The organism is Spirosoma jeollabukense, assembly GCF_054777855.1.
In genome coordinates, this window is the sequence record NZ_BAAHAD010000002.1 from 719,077 (window position 1) to 741,733 (window position 22,657).

A 22,657-nucleotide genomic window follows, 5' to 3' on the forward strand; every position below is an offset into this window, starting at 1 on the left:
TATAGCCGTTGCGTTTATTTTTTTAACTGATCACTTTCCCCATCAGCGGGTCGCTGTACCCGGCTTTGCCCGTTTCCACCCGACCGGCATATCGATGTTCGAAACTGTCAACGCCGGCAATTTTTACGCTGAAGTCGTACCAGTTGTGACTAGTTGTAAGGTTCATGACGATGGCCTGCTGGGCACCTTTCATCCCCGCTTTGTCGAGTGATTTCTGCTCGCCTTTTGTGCCATAGGCATTGTCGGTAAGCTGAACGGAATAGGCGCGTTGTGGGTCCATATTTTTTAGCTTCACCACTACGTTACCGGTAAATTTCTTTCTAGTATCGCGTTCATACTCGCAGGAAATTTCGATGGGTGGATTGCCAGATTCCCGTCTGAATTCGCGCAGAAACCCATTTGGTCCATAAACCCGCAGGTGGCAGGGGGCATTCAAGGGCCAGGAGTCGCTGAGTTGATCACCAGCGGCCACGGTGTACGAGCGGATTTTTATATCATCGGGCAGAATCTGGTGAACCTGAAAAGGAGCCCCAGCCGCCTGCTTACCGAAAGCGTCGGTTTTAGCGGCCAGCGTTATCGTAAAGTGCTGGTTGTCATTACGTCCATCCACATACAACTCGTAGGGGAGAGCATTGGCGGGACGAATGCCTTTTTCCTGATCCGGAATATGGGACGACCCCAGCGGGTCCTGGTTAATCTGCCGAATTTCATCAGGGCCCAGCGCTTTATAGCCACTTGGTACGGGTTTGAACTTCGCTTTGTGAATGCTCTCGAAGAAAGCGTTCTTTGCGACAAATTCGGGTAGTTTGATTTTCTCACCCTGGTACGGCCGGAAGGCAGACGACAGATCGCCACACACGGTACGTCGCCACGGGCTGATGTTTGACTCCGTCAGTTTCTGACCTTTTTTATGACTCAGGAAATTTTCCAGAAACTGAAGCGTCGAGGTATGATCGAACACTTCCGAGCAAACGAAACCACCCCGGCTCCAGGGCGATGCAATTACCAGCGGTACGCGGAAGCCCAAACCAATCGGGCCGGTACGTCCGCCATTTTTGCGTTTCTCTTCCTGCTCTTTCGTGACGAATTCCAGCCGGGTATCAATGCCTTTGCTCGTCAAACCCGTTTCAGGCTGATCGGGGTGGGCGGGCACGAACGGTGGTACGTGATCGAAATAGCCGTCGTTTTCATCGTAGGCCAGAATGAAAATTGTCTTTTTCCAAACGTCGGGATTCTGCGTCAGAATATCCATAACCTCCGAAATATACCAGGCCCCATACCAGGGCGCGCCCGGATGGTCAGAGAAGTTTTCGGGTGCAATCAGCCAGGAAACCGTGGGCAACTGCTTGGTTTTTACATCCGTTCGGAACTGATGCAGTACGTCACCTTTGGGCACCTCAACCTGCCGTTTGGTATCGCCATCCTGATACGTTAGGGTAGACAGCGTTCGATAATTCGGGTCGTTAACGTTCGTGGTAAAGGCTTTTTTATGAAGATTTTTTTCCTGTTGAGACAGTTTTGCATACGCTTCGGGCGTGTACGTAACCAGATCTTTCTTGATTATTTCCAGCCACTGCTGCTGCCGGGCTAAGTCCCGTTTGGTTTTGGCGTAATCCTTATCACTCTCGGACAGGGTTTTTAACTTGGTTTCCAGCGCCAGTATGCTGTCTGGAAGCAAGTTGACCTGTTTCTGAATATAGGGATAATAGGCTGGATGGAAACGCACCCGGTACTGCTCGAACCACTCAATGGGGTTGTCGGTAAAGTTGCCAAGCCAGCCATCGGCTTCACCTTCCAAACCCGTAGGTAAACTAATTTCGTTCTGATAAATTTTCCAGGAAATACCATGTTCTTCCAGCCGCTCGGGGAACGTAGTCCAGCTCGCTTCTACCCCGTAATCTACATTTTCATTGCGAACATTGGCCATCGCTTTTGGGTCGCGCGTATCGCGTAGAGCACCCGTCCAGAAATACAACCGATTGGGGGTCGTTCCCGTCAGCGACGAACAGAAATTCTGATCGCAGACCGTGAAGGCGTCGGCCAGCGCATAATAGAACGGGATGTCTTCGCGGTTGTAGTAGCCCATCGTCAGGGGCATATTCGCGTAGTCTTTGTTGCCTGATCGCTTGGCATCCAGCCATTTATCGTTTTTACCGCCGTTGAGCGCATCCACCTGATTCTCCCAGGAGTGCGGCAACGAACTCATCCAGGTTGCTTTCGTATCCCGGATGTTCAGCCGAAACGGAGCATACGTTTCCCTGGCCGCGTTCGTCTGTAACCAAACCTTGTTTTTGTTTGGCAGGTCAATGGCTCTGGGGTCGTTGAACCCCCGAACGCCCTGAAGACTTCCGAAGGTATGATCGAACGAGCGGTTTTCCTGCATCAGGATCACAACATGCTCGGCGTCCAGATACGTAGTGCCGGGTTGCGGATCAATGGCAAATGCTTTCTGAATCGAGTCGGGCAACATACCCGACAAACCTGTTGACAGCAAAGCCGCTTTTTTGAGAAACTCTCTTCTGGAATCCATAGCGTTTGGAATATAGCCAAAAATAGTGAAAGCGGCAGAGCCTAGCCGCTTTCACTACGTTAAATGACTGTTATTTCAACAACCACATCAGTTCGTTGGTGTTGTCGTTCCCGTTGTACTGCGTACTCAGCGCCTGCTTCACGTTGGCGCCATTGTAATCCAGCTCACTTTGCGGATACAACCAGCGGACGGGCAGTTTGTCGCCCGGTACGTTCACGTTTGAGGCCGGGTTGACGGGAAACGCCGGATAGCCGGTTCGCCTATTTTCGAAAAAGGCATCGTAGGGGGCCTGTAGGAACGTACTGATAAATTTCTGCGTCAGAATCTGCTCGATCTGCTTTTCCGACGTGCCCGTCAATTTTACTTTATCCGACGCAACGTAGCTGGCAATATAATCAGCGGTCATGGGCATGTTGTGGTGATAAGCTACATCATTCGGCGTATTATCGGCCGTAAATTTCATGGCGGCCGTAATGCCATCCGAATAGTAGGTAGCCGCCGTTGTGCCCGTTATCCAGCCCCGAACGGTTGCTTCGGCCAGCATGAATTTCAGTTGTGAATAGCTCAGCAAATAAACGGGCTCACCAGCGGGTAATTCCATGTAGCGACTGTTTACGTTCGAGTAATCTTTACCCGCATAAATCTTGCTGATGTCCGAGTAAACCATGGCCGGATCGGTACCGATGTACGCCGTTGGATCGTTCACCGCTTTGCCTTTGGTGATCTGCACTGGTGACGGGTTGGCGTAGTAAAACAACCGGCGGTCGTCCAGGGCTTTGAGCTTATCCGTCAACAGGCTGGATACCATGGTGTAGATAATCGACGGGTTGCCTAGTTTGTAGAACGGATACCGCTGTCCGGCTTTATCGGAATAGACCAGTTGAAAATTATCGGCATTGCTCAGGAAGATTGGCCGGCTGGCAACGATCTCTTTAAAGCGATCCGTCACTTTCAGATCGGCATCGCCCGTTTTTTTGTACAGGTTAAGCAGTACCTGTAACTCAAACGTATTGACCAGTTTGCGCCACTTGGTTACGTCGCCCCCGTAAATGGGATCGCCATCGAATTTGGTGCCCTGGGCGAAAAGTTTGTCGGCTTCGTCGAGTTCAGTCAAAATGCCCGCAAATACCTGTTTTTGTGAATCATAGGTTGGAGCGATTCCGCCCGTTTCGCCTTTCAGGGCGTTGCTGTAGGGGATATCGCCTACCCGCATGGTCAGTTGAAAGAATTTCCAGGCGCGAACGAATTTCCCGAGTGCGGTATATGAATTCTTGGCCGAACTCGTGGCGGCATATGCCAGCATTTTATCGACGTTAGCCAGCACTGGAAGCCCTGCGAAAGTGGTACGTCCAAGATCGTTATACTGCTGTGGTTCAGCAAATTCCGTGTAAATGATCGTCTTGCCCAGCATGAAGGGCTGCATAAATGTCTTCTGGGAGCTGATGGTCACGTCGGTGATGTCCAGAATCAGGTTGGTCGCCAGCATGGGCGCGGTCGCATTGACAGCCGCATCGGGGTTGGCATTCATCTGCTCAAAATGGGAGCAACCCGCTGAGGTCATCACCACCAGACCGGCCAGTAAAAAGTGTTTGTAGGTCGTTTTCATCGGAAAGACGTTGATGGGGCTTAAAACGTTAGTTGAATATTGGCGCCTACGTAGCGAACAGACGGCGATGTCAGTTCGGTATCGCTTGCTTTATCCGGATCGGCAAAACGGAAAGCTTTGGTCCACATCCAAACGTTCTGGCCCGTCAGCGATATGCTGGCCGAACGCGCGCCAATGCGGCTGGCAAAGGCGCTGGGCAGGGTATAGCCGATGGATACTTCCCGCAGTTTTATGAACGTAGCGTTGGTTACACCGCGGGTGCCATCGCCGTAGCTACGGGCGTAACTTTGGTAGGACACTTTGGTATCGTTTGGCGCAAACTCACGGGTGTCGCTGGTAATCTGCCCCATGTTGTCGTAAGTAATGGTACCGCCGATCACTTTCACGCCTTGTCCCACGTAAGATTTGTTGCCATTGACGACCTCATCGTATCGATACTGGTTGTCGCTATCCGGGTGCGAACCCGTATCCCACATTTTGTAGGAGCTGTAGTTATTCAGGAAACCACCAATCCGGCCATCAAATCGCAGGCCAATCTGGACGTTTTTCCAACGGATGCTGTTCGCGAAACCCACGAGGGCGACCGGGTCCGTATAGCCGTATAAATAATTGTAGTTACTGGCCAGCGGCAATCCACTGGCCTGGTGAACCACATTGCCAGCGGGGTCGGTAATCCAGGTTCTTCCTGTATAGGTATCTGTCCGTCCGCCAACTTTTGTCCATAAATTGTTCGCTGAGTAAACCGGATCTAGGTTTTTGAAATACCGGTGGTTATAGGAGTAGTTGGCCGTTGCATCCCACTGGAAACGACTTTTTTTGATAAGCGTAGCGTCCACCGTCACTTCCACCCCGCGACGCACGTACGTTTCGCCCGTGTTGATCAGCGTCGATGTGAAGCCGGAGCCGGGTGAAATGGAGGCAAAGCGCTGGATGTTGTAGTTGTATTTGTTGAAGTAGGCGACATCCAACTTGAACCGCTTGCCCAGAAAATAAGCCGACGTACCGATTTCCCAGGTACGGTTGGTTTCGGGATTCACGACGCTATTCCGTATGGCTAGTGGGTAAGCCGCCGAGTTCAGGTTGTCCCAGTCGGCGGTGGTTGTCGAATACGTCTGGTTGTTGGCAAAGACCCGTAAATCCGTTTTGGAAAGCGTCCAGGAACCCCGTAGTTTCAGGAAGTCCAGCCCCGTCGGCATTTTCACCAATTCGCTCAATACAACACTTCCCGCCACCGACGGATAGAAATACGACCGTGAGTTCTGCGGCATCGTTGAACTCCAGTCATTACGTCCTGTTACGTCCAGAAAGAGGCTATTCATGTATGAAAGCGTCACCTTACCATATAAACTGTTGACCTGCTTTTTGCCATAGGGAGTCAGCGGGTCATCGTTGTAAACGGGATTCACAATCACGTCGGGCCGTTCAATGGAATTATTCAGTGAATAATAGCCCGGCACGACAATGCCGCCACGCGTGGAGCTATACAGCTCTTTGTTGCCGTAGGTGTAGATGGTTCCTCCGGCCAGCGCATCAATATCGAGTTTACCAATGGCTTTGTTATAGGTCAGCAAAGCGTCGCCATTGAAACTGTAGCCATTCCGCTGATTGATCGAGTACAACCCATTGGCTGTCCAGCCCCGGGTCGACAGAATATTGGGTGGATTGCGCCGGGTTTCATTATTGAAGAACGCATCAAAACCGGGCCGAACAATGATTTTAGCGCCAGGAAATACTTCATACGTAGCGGTCAGGTTCGTGTTTACCTTATTTTGCTCGATACCGTTCAGTTTTTCGTAGGCCATCAAATATGGGTTGTCATACCACGCTTTGTAGTGCCAGTTTTGCTGCTCATTCGGTACCAGCCAATAGTTATCCTTGTACTGGCTCAGGTCATATTCTGAACCCATCCAGACCAGAATGTTGTAGATATAGCCTTGGGCGCTATAACCCGCTCCCGAAATCTGGGGTGCCGTTTTGCGGTTATAGCCCGCCTGACTTTGCAGGGTAAATTTGTTGCCGATTTTCATTTCGCCCGATACGGAGAAATTCATGGCGTTGGACTTCAGATTAGGGAATTGCCCTTTGTTATAAATGTGCGTCAGCGAAACCCGAAAGCTACCGTTCTCTCCACTTTGCGAAATGCTGACGTTGTTGTTGGAAACCACGCCTGGCACGAGGAAATCATTGAAATTGTTTCGCCCGCGTGAGGTTAGCTCCTGATCCTCCATTTGCTTGGAGATTGGATTCCACTGCATCGCCCGCTTCCCAATATCGAGTTTTTGGCCCCATACGTAGTCGGTAGGATCATAGACGCCACCCAGGCCCGCGCTGTAGGAATGTTGCGCTTCGGGCAGCATCAGAAAACCCGCATTCACCATGTTGTTGGAATTCACCGTTACGGTCAGCCCTTTGGAACCGGCACCCCGTTTCGTGGTTACGATAACGGCACCACTTCCCCCGCGCGACCCGTAAAGAGCGGCCGCCGTTGGCCCTTTCAATACATCGATACTCTCAATATCATCCTGCGGAATGTTACCGATGTTCATGTTGCCATAGGGCACCCCATCAATGACCAATAAAGGCGTTTCGCCACGTAGTGATAGGATAGGTGCCTCGTTAAATTCCGTGCTATTCTTGATCCAGAGACCAGCCACCCGACCTGTCAGCGACGTAGCGGCATTGAGGCCTTTTACGGTTTGTAACGTATTGCCCGATACTTTCTGAACGGCATACCCCAGGGAACGTTCTTCGCGCTTTACGCCCAGTGCCGTTACAACCACTTCGTCCAGTTGCTTCTGATCATCGGCAATGACTACGTTAATTTCGGTTCGATTGCCAACGGGCTCTTCCTTGGTAACGTAGCCAATAAATGAAAAGACAAGGACGTCCGTTGAGTTGGCCACCACGATTCGGTACTTACCCAGCGCATCGGTGGTAGCGCCACGAGTTGTTCCTTTAATCGTGACGTTTACGCCTGGAATGGGTGTATTGGTTTTGACATCGTTAACCGTACCCGTAACAGTAATATCAGCAGAAGGACCGTCGTCGGTTAATAATACAATCGGATGAGTGATCTTGTCTGGGCGGCTTCGGGCCTGGACTGACAGAGCCGGAAGACAGAGGATGATCAACAGCAATTGAACGCTGAAACGTCTGGCAAGTGTACGGAATGGCCGGCATACTTGTACAATGTGTACCATAATCTGGACGGTTAATTTGAACAATTTGGTGACGTATGGTTAAGAGACACGTTGAGGGAGAGCAGAAAAAAGAATTTTGGAAATGAATTGGACATAGCCGGGCCAGCGCACCAACGGTAGGGTTGATCGCGAAGTTGACAGTGTATAGATTCAAGAATTAGATTTGGCTACAGGCCATCCTGCAATGAGTTGAGGACAGCAGAAATGTATTCTGCCTCGTTTAAAGTAGCCAAAACGTATGTCTGCGCAATTTCTGATATATTTTTTAATATTCCTTTAATGAGATATATAATATCTATAAATGTAAAATATGTACAATATTATATTGTAAACGGCTTATTAAGTAAGCGGTTTTGAGTGAAATTAAATATGCCTGTTAGGTGAAGTAGACTGACAAAAGAGGGTATGCCTGAAGCCTGGCGGATCGCTTATAGACTCTTGCCGGGAAGGGTAATTACGGTTCGACGGGGCTGGTAACTCACCTTGCGGATTCGACCGAATCCATAGATACCAATGTGTAAACTAATCAGTCCGCCTTTAAAAAGGTCAGTAGCCATCACGGGGCTGTACGACACTTTTGTTCGAACGAACCAGGAATTGTCTTCGGCGCGGTCGGGCTTATGGACATTGTCGCTAAACTTAAGATCATAAATTACGCCGAGCATGGGGGCATTGCTGGTAAGGGAAAAGCCTTTGTAACGTTCGTCAGCCGGGTCGCGGGGCGTCAGTGTAAACATGCGGTATCCGACGTAGGGAATCAACCGGCTGCCGGGAGCGTTGCGAACAATATGGCCCAGGGCTACTTCGCCCATGGCGGGCATGATGGGCATTCCGGTTTCCCACATCTGATTCTGATGCGAAAATTGCGACCGGATTCGACCACCGAATAGGGTTGAATTAATCAACAACAAGGTTTTCTGATAGGCAAGATCGACCCCGATTGAAAAACCTACCGGTGGATTAAGTACCTGTGTAAGTGGGCCTGTTGGCACAGCAACGCCCCCGCCCAGAAATAGGCCGAACCCAATCTTCGACGAATGATAGGTCGTTACTAACTCAGGTGTATCATAAAGCCGCTTTGCAACCTGTTGTTGCCATTTTTGTAGCGCATCAATGTCATCTCCTCCGCCCGTTTCAGACCGGAATCGGTTTACTTCGGCGCTTAATTCGGCATTGGTAAGGTATTCAATTTGCTTGGCCTCTTGTTTAAATCGCCGATTAACACCGAGGTCAATCAGTTTGGCTTTCATCTGCCGCGTATGTATCTCCACCAAATCGAACAGGACCTGGTTATACGCCAGCGTGCGCTCATTCCCGGCGGTTTCCGAAACCCAGGATGAATTCCGAAACATCAGACAGAAGGCGTCGATGGCGGGTTTGCTACTAAAAATTGCCGGACGGACATCGTAACCAATCTGATAATAAAACTCAGATCCCCCTAAACCGGGTTGTGTGGGTGCATGAAAATCGGAAAGTTTAAGCCGTCGGGTAGCGCTCCAGTGCAGCGTGTCAATTTGTGTCTGCGCCGGGCAGAGCAGGGGAGACAGCAGCAGCAAAAGGAGTATACGGTTCATTGAGCGTACAAATAGAGCATAAACAGGCGAGCAAATGGTTTACAATAAGTCGCTTAATCGAACTATGAAACCCGAAAGTACGTCATCCCCACTTAATTCATCAGCAAACGCCTTTGTTTCTGGTTCCTGATCCGGCCGATAAATCGTCGTTTGTTGGGTGAAGGGATCAATCACCCAGCCCAGTCGGACGCCATTCTGGAGATACTTCTCCATTTTGGTAGGCAACGTGTATTTCTCGTCCGAGTCGCTCATCAATTCGATCACGAAATCAGGACAAATCTTCGCAAACTTATCCTGATCCTTTTCAGAAAGAGCATCCCAGCGGTCATGACTAATCCAGGATACGTCCGGTGCACGAACCGACGTATCGGGGAGCGTGAAACCCGCACTGGAATCCGCTACTAAACCCAATTTAGTTTTACGATTCCATAGGACAACCTCGGTGATGAGATCAGCATTCCTTAATCCAGTTTTTGTATTGGTGGGCATCTCAAAAATAATCTGGCCATCTGCTTCGCGTTCAATACGAAGCGAGGGATTTGCCTGACAGAATGCGTAAAACTCATCGTCAGTCAAGCGGTCATCCCGGCGCGTAGTGGGGTTTAGCGGGAACATCATAGTTGAGCGTCGTTTCCTTGTGTCAATACTAACAATTTTTACGCAAAAAAGCGCGGTCCCGTTGCCGAAACCGCGCTTAGTCATACAGGATGTATAGTTTTGATACGTCCTACATCATACATCCTATATCTTTTAGTACCGATACATTTCCGATTTGAATGGACCTGCAACGGGAACACCAATATAATCTGCCTGTTCCTGTTCCAGTGGTTCGAGTTTAGCCCCAACGTGCGCAAGGTGCATAGCGGCTACTTTCTCATCAAGAATCTTAGGCAGTACGTATACTTTATTCTCGTATTTGTCTGAGTTAGCCCATAATTCGAGTTGCGCCAGTGTCTGGTTCGCAAACGAGCAGGACATTACAAACGATGGGTGACCCATAGCGCAGCCAAGATTCACCAGACGGCCTTCGGCCAGTACGATGATTTCCTTGCCTTTTATTTCATACATGTCAACCTGCGGTTTGATCTGGCTCTTGCTATGACCATAGTTTTCGTTCAACCAGGCCATGTCAATTTCGTTATCGAAGTGACCAATGTTGCAGACAACGGCTTTGTCGCGCATGGCTTCGAAATGACGACCTTTGATAATCCCTACATTACCCGTTGCGGTTACAAAAATCTGAGCGCGGGGAACTGCTTCGTCCATTGGAATAACTTCATACCCATCCATAGCAGCCTGCAGCGCACAAATCGGGTCGATTTCGGTTACCAATACGCGGCAACCAGCACCCCGAAGCGATTCGGCCGAGCCTTTACCTACGTCGCCATAACCCGCAACAACGGCTACTTTACCAGCCAGCATCAGGTCGGTGGCACGACGGATAGCGTCGACCAGCGACTCGCGGCAGCCGTATTTATTGTCAAACTTCGACTTCGTTACTGAGTCATTTACGTTGATGGCAGGCAGGTGCAACGTACCGTTTTTCATACGCTCATACAGGCGGTGAACCCCTGTTGTTGTTTCTTCCGAAAGCCCTTTGATGCCCTGAATCAACTCAGGATATACATCGAAAACCATGTTGGTCAGGTCGCCACCATCGTCGAGAATCATGTTGAGGGGCTGACGATCTTCGCCGAAGAACAACGTTTGCTCGATGCACCAGTTGAATTCTTCTTCGTTCATGCCTTTCCAGGCATACACCGGAATTCCGGCAGCCGCAATGGCAGCAGCGGCATGGTCCTGTGTCGAAAATATGTTGCACGACGACCAGGTTACCTGAGCGCCCAGTTCAACCAGCGTCTCGATCAGCACGGCCGTTTGAATGGTCATGTGCAGGCATCCGGCAACGCGGGCACCTTTAAGCGGCTGCGAAGGGCCATATTCAGCACGGAGGGCCATTAGACCCGGCATTTCAGCTTCAGCTAGTTTGATTTCCTTGCGGCCCCATTCGGCCAGCGCGATGTCCTTAACTTTGTAGGGGACGTAGGTTGATGTTTGCATCTTGTTTTGTAAAATTTGAATACCTTTTATAAATCAACTAAGAGGAGGTGTTTTTGGCGTATTTCTTAGGAAAGTGCAAAACTAAGGATCATTCCTCAGAATCCCTAGACCTATACAAATTCCTTAGCCAAGGGTAAATAGATAAAAAACTGTCGGCTTGGCTTGACAGTTATTGAAATTTCGCCTATCTATGTAACTACTTACGTAACCACTTACCTAGTATGGATTTTATGGCTGATATGGCTGAGTTGGCTCTGGCGAGTCGACTTCGGCGCTTAAGTGATACGTATTGGCAGGGGGTAACGGCAATCTACCGGCAATCGGGACTGGATTTTGACGTTCGCTGGGCCACCATCTTTGTGCTGATTGCCCGGCAGGGACCCGTTGCCGTTATGGAAATCGCTGAACGACTGGGCATTACACATCCAGCGGTAATTCAGGTGATCAATGAGCTGGAAAAACACGGCCTTGTGGTGTCAGCTAAATCAGAGCAGGATGGCCGGAAGCGCTTATTGACGCTCAGTGAAACCGGGCAGGCTATGTTGCCGCAACTTCAGCCGCTCTGGGATGCATTCATCGCCGTTAACCAGGATATGCTGGCCAGGCAGCGACATAATCTACTAACCTCGCTTCAGGAGATGGAAGCACAACTAGCCGAAAAGGCGTTCTTCGACCGTATTCAGGAACAATTAAACCGTACCAATTCACAATAATGGAAACCATGACGTCTACCTCTGCTACTTCTATTATTCCGTATTCGCCCAACTATCAGCCCGATTTCAAGCGGCTGAACATTGAATGGATTTCCCACTATTTCACCGTTGAACAACATGACCTTGAGCAGTTAGATCAGCCCGAAGTATATGTCCTGCCCAATGATGGCCAGATCTTCTTTGCAAAAATTGACAACGACGTAGTAGGCTGTGTGGCGATGATTAACACCGGGACGCCAGACCGGGGAGAAACCAGCTTTGAGCTAGCTAAAATGGCTGTTTCTCCCGCGGCCCAGGGAAAAGGCATAGGCAAACTATTGTGTCTGGCTGCCATTGACTATGCCCGCCAGTTGGGTGTCAAAACCGTCTGGCTGGAATCAAACCGTATCCTGACACCCGCCCTAACGATGTATGCCAGCGTAGGTTTTCGCGAAGTCCCCAGCGTACCAACGCCCTACAGCCGGGCCAATATTCGAATGGAAATGAAGTTGTAAACGTAAATAACTTACTGCGGACGTTTAAATAAGCCTACATATCCGGCCTTTCCCAATACATGGCCGTCTACGGCTTTTAATACGGTCTTCCGTGTTTCCGATCCTTCCGCGCCGGGCTTCACATCAAGTTTGGTGTCCAGCGCGTAAATTTCAAAGACGTAGTGATGCAGAGGGCCTGAGGCCGCAGCACCCGGACCACGGTAGGAGGGTGTGAAAACATTCATCTGGTAGCTGCCATCGGCCAATTGCGCCCCGCCCGGAACACCTTCGGGCAAACCCTTGAGGGTAGGAGGTATATTCCAGACCAGCCAGTGGAGCTGATCATCCGTGCTGTTGTTGCGCGACACATCGACGTCATGCATATGCAGGACAAAGCTCTGGGTGCCCGGCGGTACGTTCGTCCAGCTTAACTCCGGCGACGTACCTCCGCCCGGTGCCGCTCCGGGTGCCGCCTGAGTAAACTTTATGGGAATCATCCCACCATCCGGGAAGGCTGAGCTGGTTAACCGCATGGGCGGTGCGGTTGGCGTTGTTGCCGGGGCTGGCTGCTGCGCGAACGTCAGTGAAAGTGGACTGATCAGCAGGGCGAAGGCGATGAATAATCGGTTCATACTATGTCGAAGTTTGGTTAAGATACTACCCCTTGTAAGCGCTATCAATACTTTTTCATGACTTTTACCAACCCACGCGTAATACGTTCGTAGCCTTTATCCGATGGATGCAAACCGTCATAAGTCCTGTCGACAGCCTCAAGCGGGTAGGGGTACTCATCGGTTTCGGGGTTGAACGGGATGTCTATAAAAGCCGGATATTTGTAGTTGGTATAGACACCCGTTTGCGGATTTTTCAGGCGTTTGTATTTCACCAGCTTTTTCAGCCCTAAACCACTCGTGTGGTAAAGATCAACGACCGGAAATTGTTCAAGGCGACCAATGGAATCAATCGCCATGGCAAATGATTCGAGTGACTGGCCGTTTTTTGGTTTATACGAGCCATAAGCATTGTTTTTGAAGTTCGCCAGATACACAAAGTCCACCCGCTGCATGGGCGTGATCAACAGAATATGAGCTTCGGGATTGAGGCTACGGAGCTTATTGATAATAATCCGGAATGAACCATACACGGTGTTGTTGCCCGTATTGTTTTGATAATCAGTAAGACGGCCTAAGGGTCGGCCCTGCCACCAGTCATTGGTTCCCAGAAAGACCGAGTAAATATCAGCTTTGACCAACCCTAATGTCTCGATCTTTTGAGCGATGCCGCCGGACGTCCATCCGTTGTGACCCTGATTCGTGTAGTGGATATTGGGAAGTTTCTCGACAACCCGGGTCATGTACCCTTTGGTGATTCGATTTCCCGTTTCGTCCAGGTGCTCGTTTAAGTACGTGATCGAATCGCCAATAGCGACCCAGCTAAGCTCTTTGGGCTTATAAGAACTAAGCAGACAGACTAGGGAAAAGAGCAGAATCAGCTTTTTCATGATAGTGGGGTAAAAGGAGATTCTGCGAATTTATTTCAAATAGGGACGTACCACGCTCGCCCAGCGTTTGTAGCCTTCGGGAAGCATATGCAAACTGTCGGACTTAAACAGGATACCAACGGGTTGCCCATTTTTGCCAAGCATCACCGGGCGAATATCGATGAAGTCAGTATTTTTCTGTTTGGCCAGATAGTCTTTGATCAGGCGATTCGCTACGTCCATTTCGGGGAAGAATTTCCGACGCGAGGGACTAGGTTTCAGCGAAATAAAGGCAAAGGAAACCGTAGGCAATTTTTGCCGAACATGCTCGAACAAAGCTACAAAACGCTCATACGTTTCCTGGCCGGTTTTGCCAGCCGCTACGTCGTTTTCGCCCGCGTAGAGCACAACCTGTTTGGGATGATAGGCCACAATCGCCCGGTCGGCATAGTAGAGGACGTCGCTAAGCTGAGAGCCGCCAAAACCCCGTGGAAGCACTGGTTTGCCAGGAAAATAATCGGTTACATTTTCCCACAACCGGATGGACGAACTCCCCGTAAACACGATTGCGTTTTTGGACGGGGGCGACGCACTGTCCATTTTTTCGAAGGCGCGGATTTCGTTCTCGAACGGGTGAGGTTCTGGCTGAATTAGCCCAACCGCACACAAGCTAACGAGTAATAAACCAATACATCCACGGAATTTCAGGCGATACATCATAAAAAAGAAGCCATCAGGCAACGAATTTTAGATAAAAGGCACGACCGTCTCTAAACTCATGCCCCGCGATCCTTTGATGAGTATATGGGTGTCAGTCATGGGGTTGTCCATCACCCAGTTATGCAGCGAAAATTTATCTGGGAAATAATACGCTTTGGGTAAATAGCCCAGTGCAAATCGCATGTCTTTACCCGCCAGAATAACCAGATCGAATTTACTGTCGGCAATCAACTTACCCAGGGCCGCATGTTCGGCTTCGCTCTCGGCACCCAGTTCATACATATCGCCCAGAATAACGGCTTTTCGCTTCGCCGGTGTCGTGGCAAACTGCCGAATGGCGGCCGCCATCGAACTGGGGTTAGCGTTATAGGCGTCCAGCAAGACGGTGTTCGTTCCTTTAACAATAACCTGAGAGCGGTTATTGGTGGGGTTATAATCGGCCACGGCACGGTTGGCTTCTTCGGGCGAAACACCGAAATAATCGCCAATGGCGAGAGCCGCCGTCATGTTCTCGAAATTGTACCGACCCGGCAGGTGCGTCGTTATTTCCTGGCCGGTTGTATCCCGGTAAACAACCACCGGCGATTCCTGAAGCAGCTCAATCGGTGCGCTGGCCGAGTCGACGGCGGGATAGAAGACCACTTCGGCAAAAGTGGTTTCGGAACGTAGTGTTTTCAGTCGTTCCCGATACATGGCCATCAGGGTTTTATCACGGGAGTTGATGAAAACCGTCAGGCCGTTTTTCGCCAGATAATCATACAGTTCGCCCTTGCCTTTCCGGACGCCTTCGATCCCGCCGAAGCCTTCAAGATGCGCTTTGCCCACATTCGTAATCAGCCCGTGGGTCGGTTGGGCGATGGAGCAGAGAAGTTCGATTTCGTGCTGATGATTGGCGCCCATTTCCACCACGGCCATTTCGTATTGTTCCGTGATGGCCAATAATGTCATCGGTACGCCAATGTGGTTGTTGAGGTTGCCGACGGTAGCGTAGGTCCGGTAGTTTTTGGACAGCACAGCCGCAATCAATTCTTTGGTCGTGGTTTTGCCGTTGGAGCCCGTCAGGCCAATCACCGGGAAGGTAAACGTTTGCCGATGATGACGCGCCAGATCCTGAAGAGCCAGCAACGTATCGGCTACGAGCAGGTAGCGGGACGGGTCGTTGGCCGCCACCGCAGCGTCATCTACCAATACGTAGCGGGCACCTGATGCAAGGGCCTGTTCGGCAAACTGATTCCCATCGAACGTATCGCCTTTGAGCGCCACAAACAGGCAGTCGGGCGTAATTCGGCGGGTGTCGGTTGACACACCGCTGCATTCCTGAAATTTATGATAGAGTTGATCGGTAGTAAGCATCACATTCAGGACAGTTCTATCGTTGCTATTGAAACACAGAGGTAACCGCGAGCGCCACCGCGAAGAATTTTTTGTATGCTCCGCGCTTGCTCCGTTTTCTGCTTTTAAGGAGGCCCCAAAATTAGAATGAAAAAGCTATTCGTACTTTGTTTTTTGGTAATTCCGCTGCTCACCCAGGCGCAGTCTGGTGGGAAAATATCGTTTCGATACGATCAGACGCCAACAGTTATGGCAAATGGACGCGCCATACCCAATCCCTGGGCGGGCGGGTTGAATGCCACGCAGTATTCCACCATCCGCCTGAACGACGACGCCCGCGATGACCTGGCTGTGTTCGACCGGACGACCAGCAAAGTCAGTACGTTTGTAGCCGTTGCTAATGCCAGCGGCACGGGTGTTACGTGGCAATACGCCCCCGAATATGAAATCGCTTTTCCTGCCAATTTAGGGGGCTGGATGCTGCTGGTCGATTATGATGCGGATGGTCGAAAAGATCTCTTTACGGCCGGATCGGGCAGTGTTCGGGTATTTCACAACGAATTGAAAAATGGACAGACGGTCTTCACCGTAGCGGCCGATCCGCTCATGAGCGAAGGTTTTACCAGCCGCCTTCCGCTCTTTGTGGCCAGTGTGGATATGCCCGCGATTCTGGATTATGACGATGACGGCGATATTGATATTATCACCTTCGATTCGGGGGGTAATTTAATTTCCTACCAGCAAAATATGAGCGTTGAACGTACTGGTCTGAAAACAGGGCTGGACTTTAAACGCTACCAGAATCTGTGCTGGGGCCATTTCCAGAAAGAATACTGCAATGATTTTGTGTTTGGCATTCAGTGCGGTGATGGGTCGGGTCGGGTAGGCGTCGACAAACCAAGTGGAGCCAGACCCTTACACGCGGGGAATACCATAACGATGATCGATACGGATGGGGATGGCAAGAAAGACATGCTGTTTGGTTTTGTAACCTGCGAAAACATTTCCCGCCTGCGAAACACGGGTACCAATGATGTCAGTGCGAATTTTACGAGCTACGACAGTTTGTTTCCAGCCAAAGCGCCCATTTTATTTCCGTCTTTTCCCGCTACCTTCTGGGAAGATGTAGACGGGGATGGCGTGAAAGATTTACTGGCCTCCCCCAGCGTAAGTGCGAATGATAATCAGGCGTTTGACTTTCGGGCATCGGGCTGGTTTTATAAAAATACCGGCACCAATCAGCAGCCGGATTTTACGCTGGTTCAGAAAGATTTCTTGCAGAGCGACATGCTCGATCTGGGCGAGCGGGCGGCTCCGGCGCTGGCCGATCTGGATGGTGATGGCGACATGGATATGCTGGTTGGGTATCGCGGCCTGGGCATAGGCACAAGCTCCCGCGCCGGGCTATGGCAGTTTGAAAACACAGGCACGACACAGAAACCCACCTTTTCGCTCGTCACCACCGATTACCTTGGCCTTTCTAAATCGCTGGCACTGACCGACGTAGTACCTGCTTTTGCGGACGTCGACGCGAATGGTAGTATGGACCTCGTGCTGACGGGAACGGGCACGAGCACAGTCGACATTCGGGTGTTGATAAATGCCGCTGCCAAAGGCGCTGCCGTCCGGTATGATCTGGCCGGTGCGACACGCTGGCCAACGCCCGATCTGATATATCCGCTTGATATTCTGACAGTAACCGATGTCGATCGGGATGGTAAACCGGATTTGTTAGTCGGCCGATATTCCGGCACGATTCTATATTACCGCAATGCGGGCACGGCAACTGCGCCGGTCTTTCAATTGCAAAATCAATTCTTTGGAGGCATCAAAACTGACGACTACGTATACGCGCGGGCTCGTTCGCTGGTCGTTGCTGATTTAAACGGGGATCAAAAGAGAGAGCTCATTGCCGCTGCCGATAATGGTACGGTTAAGGTGTATCAGTTTCCGGACCCGCTCGATCAATCGATGGTACTCATCGATTCATTGTCGTCGATAGGCATGCCTGGAAGGGGGTTGCTGGCCGCCGTTGCCGATCTCGACGGCGACCAACTGCCTGACTTAATGCTGGGAAGTTTGGCCGGTGGTTTACGGTATCTGAAAAATACGTCTGAAAAAATAGTTGTCACGGGCATTGACGAAGAGCCAATGAGTCCGTGGGCTTTCCCCAACCCCACCGAACGCTACGTTACCCTGAAATCGCCCTACGAAGGGCGCGTTGACCTGGTGTCACTGTCGGGGCAGATTATGCTGCCCGCCCAGCCAGTTCGGGCATCGATTGAAACGGTGGTCGATTTGGGGGATTTGCCTAAAGGAACGTATCTGCTACGGCTGTCCGCCGACAATCGACCGGCGCGGGTTCAGAAAATTATTGTCGCGAAATAGTCGCAAACTCTTTACGACATTAGTGGTTAGTAACTAACAACCGGTGATTGAAAACGGGTATGCAGATTCGCCCGCCAGTCACCATCAGCACTAAACCATTATGGAAAATACCAACAACTCCGATCAACAACGCGTAGATCAGAATTCGGGTGGACCACTGGAAGGGATGTCGCCCCAGAACACGAATATGCCTTTGAATGATAATGAGGAGGATTCGGTCGTTTATGCAGGATTAGGTGTCAATAACCAGCCCGACATTATGAATCCCGGTGATGACGAAGCCTCTGATACGTTGCTGTATACCGATACGGCAACCGCCCGCCATGCTACAGATGAACTCTCGAACGACGAAGAGTTCGATGAATTTACGGCTGATGAGTTAGCCGATACTGACCTGTCGGACGATGATATAGACGAAGAGATCACTGAACTGGCCGAGGAAGAAGACGAAGGCAACGAGCGATATTAAGTACTGACGCAACAAAGCAGTTCGTAGAAACGATAAAAAAGGGTTAATCAGAACGAGTTTATACACTCAGACTGATTAACCCTTTTTCAATAAGGTCTTTTTTGCCTTAATCGATTAGCCTGTAAATACTTACGTATACCGCGAATTCGGTCTCAGAAACGGCCCGTCAGGGCCTTAACAGCGTAACGTCGGTAGACCGTCGAAAAAACAGGATAGTTGTCCTCAACGTGCCGTTAGGTAAGTAACAGATACATGTTCATGGCGGATGGTATATCTCCATTTAGTACCCCTTCGGCGGGCCTGCCGACGTTACGCTGTTGAGCCCTGTAAGGACTAGAAAGCAAGCCCGGATTCACTTTAAGTATACATAGCCTAAACTATGTTGAAACCCCTTTTTGTTTAGCATCGGTCGGTTGCGTCAACTGGATAAAAAATAATCTAGTGTATCTTAGCTGACCTGCTGAGTTGTTTTTAATTTGTTGCACTCCTTTACTCTTTACGATCAAGTAACCCTATTTTATGACTGGTAAGTATACGTCAGGCGACCAGAATACTCCCCAAAGCCCTGTTACTATTTATCCTTTTCTGACCAATGGAGGTGAAATGGGGGCTTTGATGCGGGCCTTCGATTGGTCGGGCACTACGCTTGGCGAGCCTGCCAGCTGGCCGCAAAGCCTTCGTACTACGCTCAGTATTGTTCTGAATTCAAAGTTTCCCATGTTTTTGTTTTGGGGTGAGCAGCACCTTTGTTTCTATAACGATGCCTATCGCCCGAGTCTGGGCAACGAAGGTAAACATCCCTATGCACTCGGTAAGCCCGGTGCCGACGTTTGGCCGGAGACATGGGACTTCATCAAGCCGCTCATTGATCAGGTGTTGTTGGGCCGTGGCGCAACCTGGAACGAAGACCAGTTGCTGCCTATTTACCGGAACGGTCGGTTGGAAGATGTTTACTGGACCTTTAGCTATAGTCCGGTTACTGACGAATCGGGCCGAATTGCGGGTGTATTTGTGACTTGCCAGGAAACCACGCAGCAAGTGTTGACCCGGCAACGGCTGGAAGAAGGTCAACGGCAAGTGCTGACCTATTTCGAACAGTCGCCGGTGGGCATTGCCATCCTTAGCGGTTCTGATTTGACTTTCCGCATGGTGAATCCCTTCTATGGCGAGTTAGTAGGCCGCAGGCCGGATCAACTGGTTGATAAACCCCTATTGAAAGCCCTGCCTGAACTGAACGGGCAGGGATTTGATCAGTTGCTGAGAAGTGTTATTGACACGGGTGAACCCTACGTTGCTAAAGAAGTAGCGGTAAATCTGGTACGTAATCATGAATTAAACACCATCTACGTTGATTTTACTTACCAGCCGCAACGCGAGGCCGATACAAGCATTTCGGGCGTACTTGTGGTCGTTACGGAGGTAACGCAGCAGGTGATAGCCCGCCAGAAGATCGAAGACGCCGAAGCAACCCTGCGGAGTGCCATCGAACTGGCCGAATTGGGTACCTGGCAGTTTGATTATACCACTGGCCTGATTGAGTATTCACCGCGCTTAAGGGAGTGGCACGGTTTAGAACCTGAGGAAGTTATTACTCCCGAACGAGCCTACCGGCTAGTTAACAAAACTGACTGGCCACGGGTAAGAGGAGCGCTTGCCCAAGCTGGTACGCCGGGTTCTACCGGGCTTTACGACATCGAATATACCGTGGTGTCCAGTCCGGCCGGTCAGGAACGAATATTACATGCCCAGGGTAAAGCCTATTTCAATGAACTGGGACAGGCCTATAAAATTGGGGGTACCGTGCAGGATGTTACAGCACAAAGACAGATTCAACTGGCACTGGAACAGCAAGTGCAGAAACGTACGGAAGAACTGGAATCTATCAATGAAGAACTGGCTACAATTAATGAAGAGCTTACCGTAGCGAATGAGAAAATCGCCAACGTGAATCGGGGACTCCAGGAAACGAATCTGCACCTTAGCCGTTCCAACCAGAACCTGGAACAGTTCGCCTATATTGCCAGTCATGATTTACAGGAACCCCTGCGGAAAATCCAGCAGTTCAGCGATCTGTTAAAGACGCGCTATGCTACGTCCGAGGGTGACGAACTGGTTTATCTGGAACGGATGCAGGTGGCCGCCAGCCGAATGTCTCTGCTGATTAAAGACCTGCTGGCTTTTTCACGCATTTCGACCGGTCAGGTTGCGCAGGCGCCCGTATCGCTTGCCGACGTTATTCAGGTAGCCCAGGAAAATTTATCGGTAGCGATCGACGAGACGAACGCTCATATTCAGGTTACTACGTTGCCCACTGTACCCGGCGATGCGTCGCAGTTGAGCCAACTGTTTCAGAACCTGCTTTCCAATGCGATTAAGTTTCGCCGAATCGAGCCGTCGGGTGCCTGGATAAGTCCGCAGATACAGATTAGTGCCCATGAGGTCGTGGCTACTGATTTGCCTGCGTCGGTAAAACCAGTTCGTCAGGCTGACGCGTATTACCTGATCAAGGTGACTGATAATGGAATCGGATTTGAAGAAAAGTACACAGATCGCATTTTTCAGGTGTTTCAACGCCTGCATGGTAGAAATGAGTTTGCCGGAACGGGGGTAGGCCTGGCCATCTGCCAGAAAGTGGTCACCAATCATGGAGGAGCTATTACCGCCATTGGCCGACCAGGCCAGGGAGCCACTTTCTGCGTGTATCTGCCCGAGTGAGTGTAAAGCCGGGGTCTGATTCAGTGGTGATACAGGTGCCTATACGCTGGAATGATTGTCGACAACGGCTTCGCTTGTGGTTCTTGACACAGGTAAAAGAATGGAAAAGGTTGTTCCCTTCCCGAATTCAGACTGCGCCTTTATGCTCCCGGAGTGATTGCGAATAATTCTGCGGCAGTAGGCCAGACCAATGCCCTCGCCTGCCAGAAGAGAATTCTCTTTTGTGTGCGGTACCTGAGAAAAAATATCGAAGATTTTTTCAAGTTGAGACTTCTCAATACCAATGCCATTGTCTTCCAGTTGAATTTCAACAAAGCCAGCGTTGTTTTCGGCCTGGAATGGATGATCTGCCGGCGGTTGACTCAACTCGTTGGCTGAGATAGATATGACGGGTGGTACACCTTTTTTAGAGAACTTGATCGCGTTGCTGATGAGATGATAAAAAAGCTGTTCCAATTGCAGCGGTATTCCCTGGATCGACGGCAATTTTCCTGCTTTGACTGTTCCTTTCCTGGCTCTTAATTTCGGGCTTAACTGGGTCACTACGTCCGTTATTACTTTCGTCAAATCAACCCGTTCAAAATCAGCCTCCTCATTTTCCAGCTCCGAAAAGCCGGATAAATCTTTGACCATCATGGACAGTCGCTGCGCACTGGAATTGATTTTTGCGGCAATCGTCTTCGCTTTATCAACATCATTCACTTCCGTAGCCTCAATCAGCAGGCCACTGAAGAGCCTGATCTTCCGGAGCGGTTCCTGGAGATTATGATTGGAAATGTGGCGATACTGTCGAGTTTCGTCCATCGAATCTGTTAGCTGCTGATTCAACGTTTGTACGGCCGCCTGGCTCCGCTCAATTAATTCTATCTGCTGGTAATGAAAGGCAATTAGATCCGTGAAGGCATTGAACATACCAATAGTCCTGGAATTGTTCAGCTGGGCGGGTTGGGGGTCGATGGCACAAAGGGTACCAAAAAAATCACCGTTTTTCAGGAAAATGGGAAAGGAAATATAACTTTGAAAGCCGTATAGGTTAGGTGTATGGTGGTTGCAATAGGCTTCGCTTTCCGCTACGTGATCAATGATGACGGGTTGGTGAGAGCCCCGAATCTCATGACAAATAGTTGTTTCCAGTTTTAATTCGCCACCAGAGACCAGCCCGAATCGAATATCATCGCGAACACTACAGGCAATCCATCTGTCCTGAGTCACACGGGCAATAGCGGCAAAACCCATTCCGGTCGTCTGGCACACTACGTCTAGTATGGTGGGTACGATTGGTATCTGCTTGATGCGCTCAATATCCTTGGATAAGCTAGCGTCAGAATAATCCATTTGATCGGGCAGTATAACAATCAAAGATACATTTAAAAGCTAAAGTTAGTCAGATCATACT

At 50.2% G+C, this 22,657-nt stretch carries 16 protein-coding genes; 5 read left to right on the plus strand and 11 right to left on the minus strand.

What is annotated here, in order from left to right; genetic code table 11:
- Nucleotides 1-22 precede the first annotated feature (22 nt).
- From ACYVEA_RS11415 to ahcY, 6 genes are all read right to left on the minus strand, one after another.
- Nucleotides 23-2,530, minus strand: a complete 2,508-nt coding sequence (locus ACYVEA_RS11415; RefSeq protein WP_461113549.1) for a phosphocholine-specific phospholipase C — start codon at nucleotides 2,528-2,530, stop codon at nucleotides 23-25.
- A 70-nt stretch (nucleotides 2,531-2,600) separates the two neighbouring features.
- The gene (locus ACYVEA_RS11420) at nucleotides 2,601-4,136 is read right to left on the minus strand and encodes a SusD/RagB family nutrient-binding outer membrane lipoprotein (RefSeq protein ID WP_461113550.1); all 1,536 of its coding nucleotides are present in this window, start codon (nucleotides 4,134-4,136) and stop codon (nucleotides 2,601-2,603) included.
- Nucleotides 4,137-4,156: 20 nt separating this feature from the next.
- A complete protein-coding gene (locus tag ACYVEA_RS11425; protein ID WP_461113551.1) occupies nucleotides 4,157-7,267 on the minus strand; it encodes a SusC/RagA family TonB-linked outer membrane protein in 3,111 nt (1,036 codons plus the stop codon).
- Between the two features lie 497 nt (nucleotides 7,268-7,764).
- On the minus strand, nucleotides 7,765-8,910 hold the full coding sequence (locus tag ACYVEA_RS11430; RefSeq protein WP_461113552.1) for a hypothetical protein: 1,146 nt from the start codon (nucleotides 8,908-8,910) through the stop codon (nucleotides 7,765-7,767).
- Between the two features lie 39 nt (nucleotides 8,911-8,949).
- Nucleotides 8,950-9,528 carry a Uma2 family endonuclease gene (locus ACYVEA_RS11435; protein WP_461113553.1) on the minus strand — a complete coding sequence of 193 codons (579 nt, stop codon included), beginning with the start codon at nucleotides 9,526-9,528 and terminating at the stop codon, nucleotides 8,950-8,952.
- 132 nt (nucleotides 9,529-9,660) lie between these two features.
- Nucleotides 9,661-10,971, minus strand: coding sequence for an adenosylhomocysteinase (gene ahcY / locus ACYVEA_RS11440; protein WP_461113554.1), 1,311 nt, complete (start codon nucleotides 10,969-10,971; stop codon nucleotides 9,661-9,663).
- A 221-nt stretch (nucleotides 10,972-11,192) separates the two neighbouring features.
- Here ahcY and ACYVEA_RS11445 point away from each other — a divergent pair, with 221 nt between their 5' ends.
- Both ACYVEA_RS11445 and ACYVEA_RS11450 read left to right on the plus strand, forming a co-directional pair.
- Entirely contained in the window at nucleotides 11,193-11,684 is a 492-nt protein-coding gene (locus ACYVEA_RS11445; RefSeq protein WP_461113555.1) for a MarR family winged helix-turn-helix transcriptional regulator, read from the plus strand.
- Nucleotides 11,684-12,178, plus strand: coding sequence for a GNAT family N-acetyltransferase (locus ACYVEA_RS11450; RefSeq protein ID WP_461113556.1), 495 nt, complete (start codon nucleotides 11,684-11,686; stop codon nucleotides 12,176-12,178). Before ACYVEA_RS11445 ends, ACYVEA_RS11450 begins: the two co-directional genes overlap by 1 nt.
- A gap of 11 nt (nucleotides 12,179-12,189) precedes the next feature.
- Here the strand turns inward: ACYVEA_RS11450 and ACYVEA_RS11455 are convergent, their stop codons facing one another.
- Genes ACYVEA_RS11455 through ACYVEA_RS11470 form a run of 4 tightly spaced genes read right to left on the minus strand, consistent with a single transcriptional unit; the run spans nucleotide 12,190 to nucleotide 15,710 of the window.
- Nucleotides 12,190-12,789, minus strand: coding sequence for a YbhB/YbcL family Raf kinase inhibitor-like protein (locus ACYVEA_RS11455; protein WP_461113557.1), 600 nt, complete (start codon nucleotides 12,787-12,789; stop codon nucleotides 12,190-12,192).
- A gap of 44 nt (nucleotides 12,790-12,833) precedes the next feature.
- On the minus strand, nucleotides 12,834-13,658 hold the full coding sequence (locus tag ACYVEA_RS11460; protein ID WP_461113558.1) for an SGNH/GDSL hydrolase family protein: 825 nt from the start codon (nucleotides 13,656-13,658) through the stop codon (nucleotides 12,834-12,836).
- Between the two features lie 30 nt (nucleotides 13,659-13,688).
- Complete coding sequence (locus tag ACYVEA_RS11465; RefSeq protein ID WP_461113559.1) at nucleotides 13,689-14,357, minus strand: GDSL-type esterase/lipase family protein; 669 nt, start codon at nucleotides 14,355-14,357, stop codon at nucleotides 13,689-13,691.
- A gap of 27 nt (nucleotides 14,358-14,384) precedes the next feature.
- On the minus strand, nucleotides 14,385-15,710 hold the full coding sequence (locus ACYVEA_RS11470; protein WP_461113560.1) for a UDP-N-acetylmuramoyl-tripeptide--D-alanyl-D-alanine ligase: 1,326 nt from the start codon (nucleotides 15,708-15,710) through the stop codon (nucleotides 14,385-14,387).
- 126 nt (nucleotides 15,711-15,836) lie between these two features.
- On the opposite strand from ACYVEA_RS11470, the gene ACYVEA_RS11475 reads away from it, so the two are divergent.
- The 3 genes from ACYVEA_RS11475 to ACYVEA_RS11485 all read left to right on the plus strand — a co-directional run bounded on the left by ACYVEA_RS11475 (nucleotide 15,837) and on the right by ACYVEA_RS11485 (nucleotide 21,261).
- A complete protein-coding gene (locus ACYVEA_RS11475; protein WP_461113561.1) occupies nucleotides 15,837-18,077 on the plus strand; it encodes a T9SS type A sorting domain-containing protein in 2,241 nt (746 codons plus the stop codon).
- Nucleotides 18,078-18,177: 100 nt separating this feature from the next.
- Nucleotides 18,178-18,546: a hypothetical protein gene (locus ACYVEA_RS11480; RefSeq protein WP_461113562.1), complete on the plus strand. Its 369-nt coding sequence runs from the start codon at nucleotides 18,178-18,180 to the stop codon at nucleotides 18,544-18,546.
- Between the two features lie 519 nt (nucleotides 18,547-19,065).
- Nucleotides 19,066-21,261, plus strand: coding sequence for a PAS domain-containing sensor histidine kinase (locus ACYVEA_RS11485; RefSeq protein WP_461113563.1), 2,196 nt, complete (start codon nucleotides 19,066-19,068; stop codon nucleotides 21,259-21,261).
- Between the two features lie 39 nt (nucleotides 21,262-21,300).
- Here the strand turns inward: ACYVEA_RS11485 and ACYVEA_RS11490 are convergent, their stop codons facing one another.
- A complete protein-coding gene (locus ACYVEA_RS11490; protein WP_461113564.1) occupies nucleotides 21,301-22,596 on the minus strand; it encodes a GAF domain-containing sensor histidine kinase in 1,296 nt (431 codons plus the stop codon).
- Nucleotides 22,597-22,657: the final 61 nt, after the last annotated feature.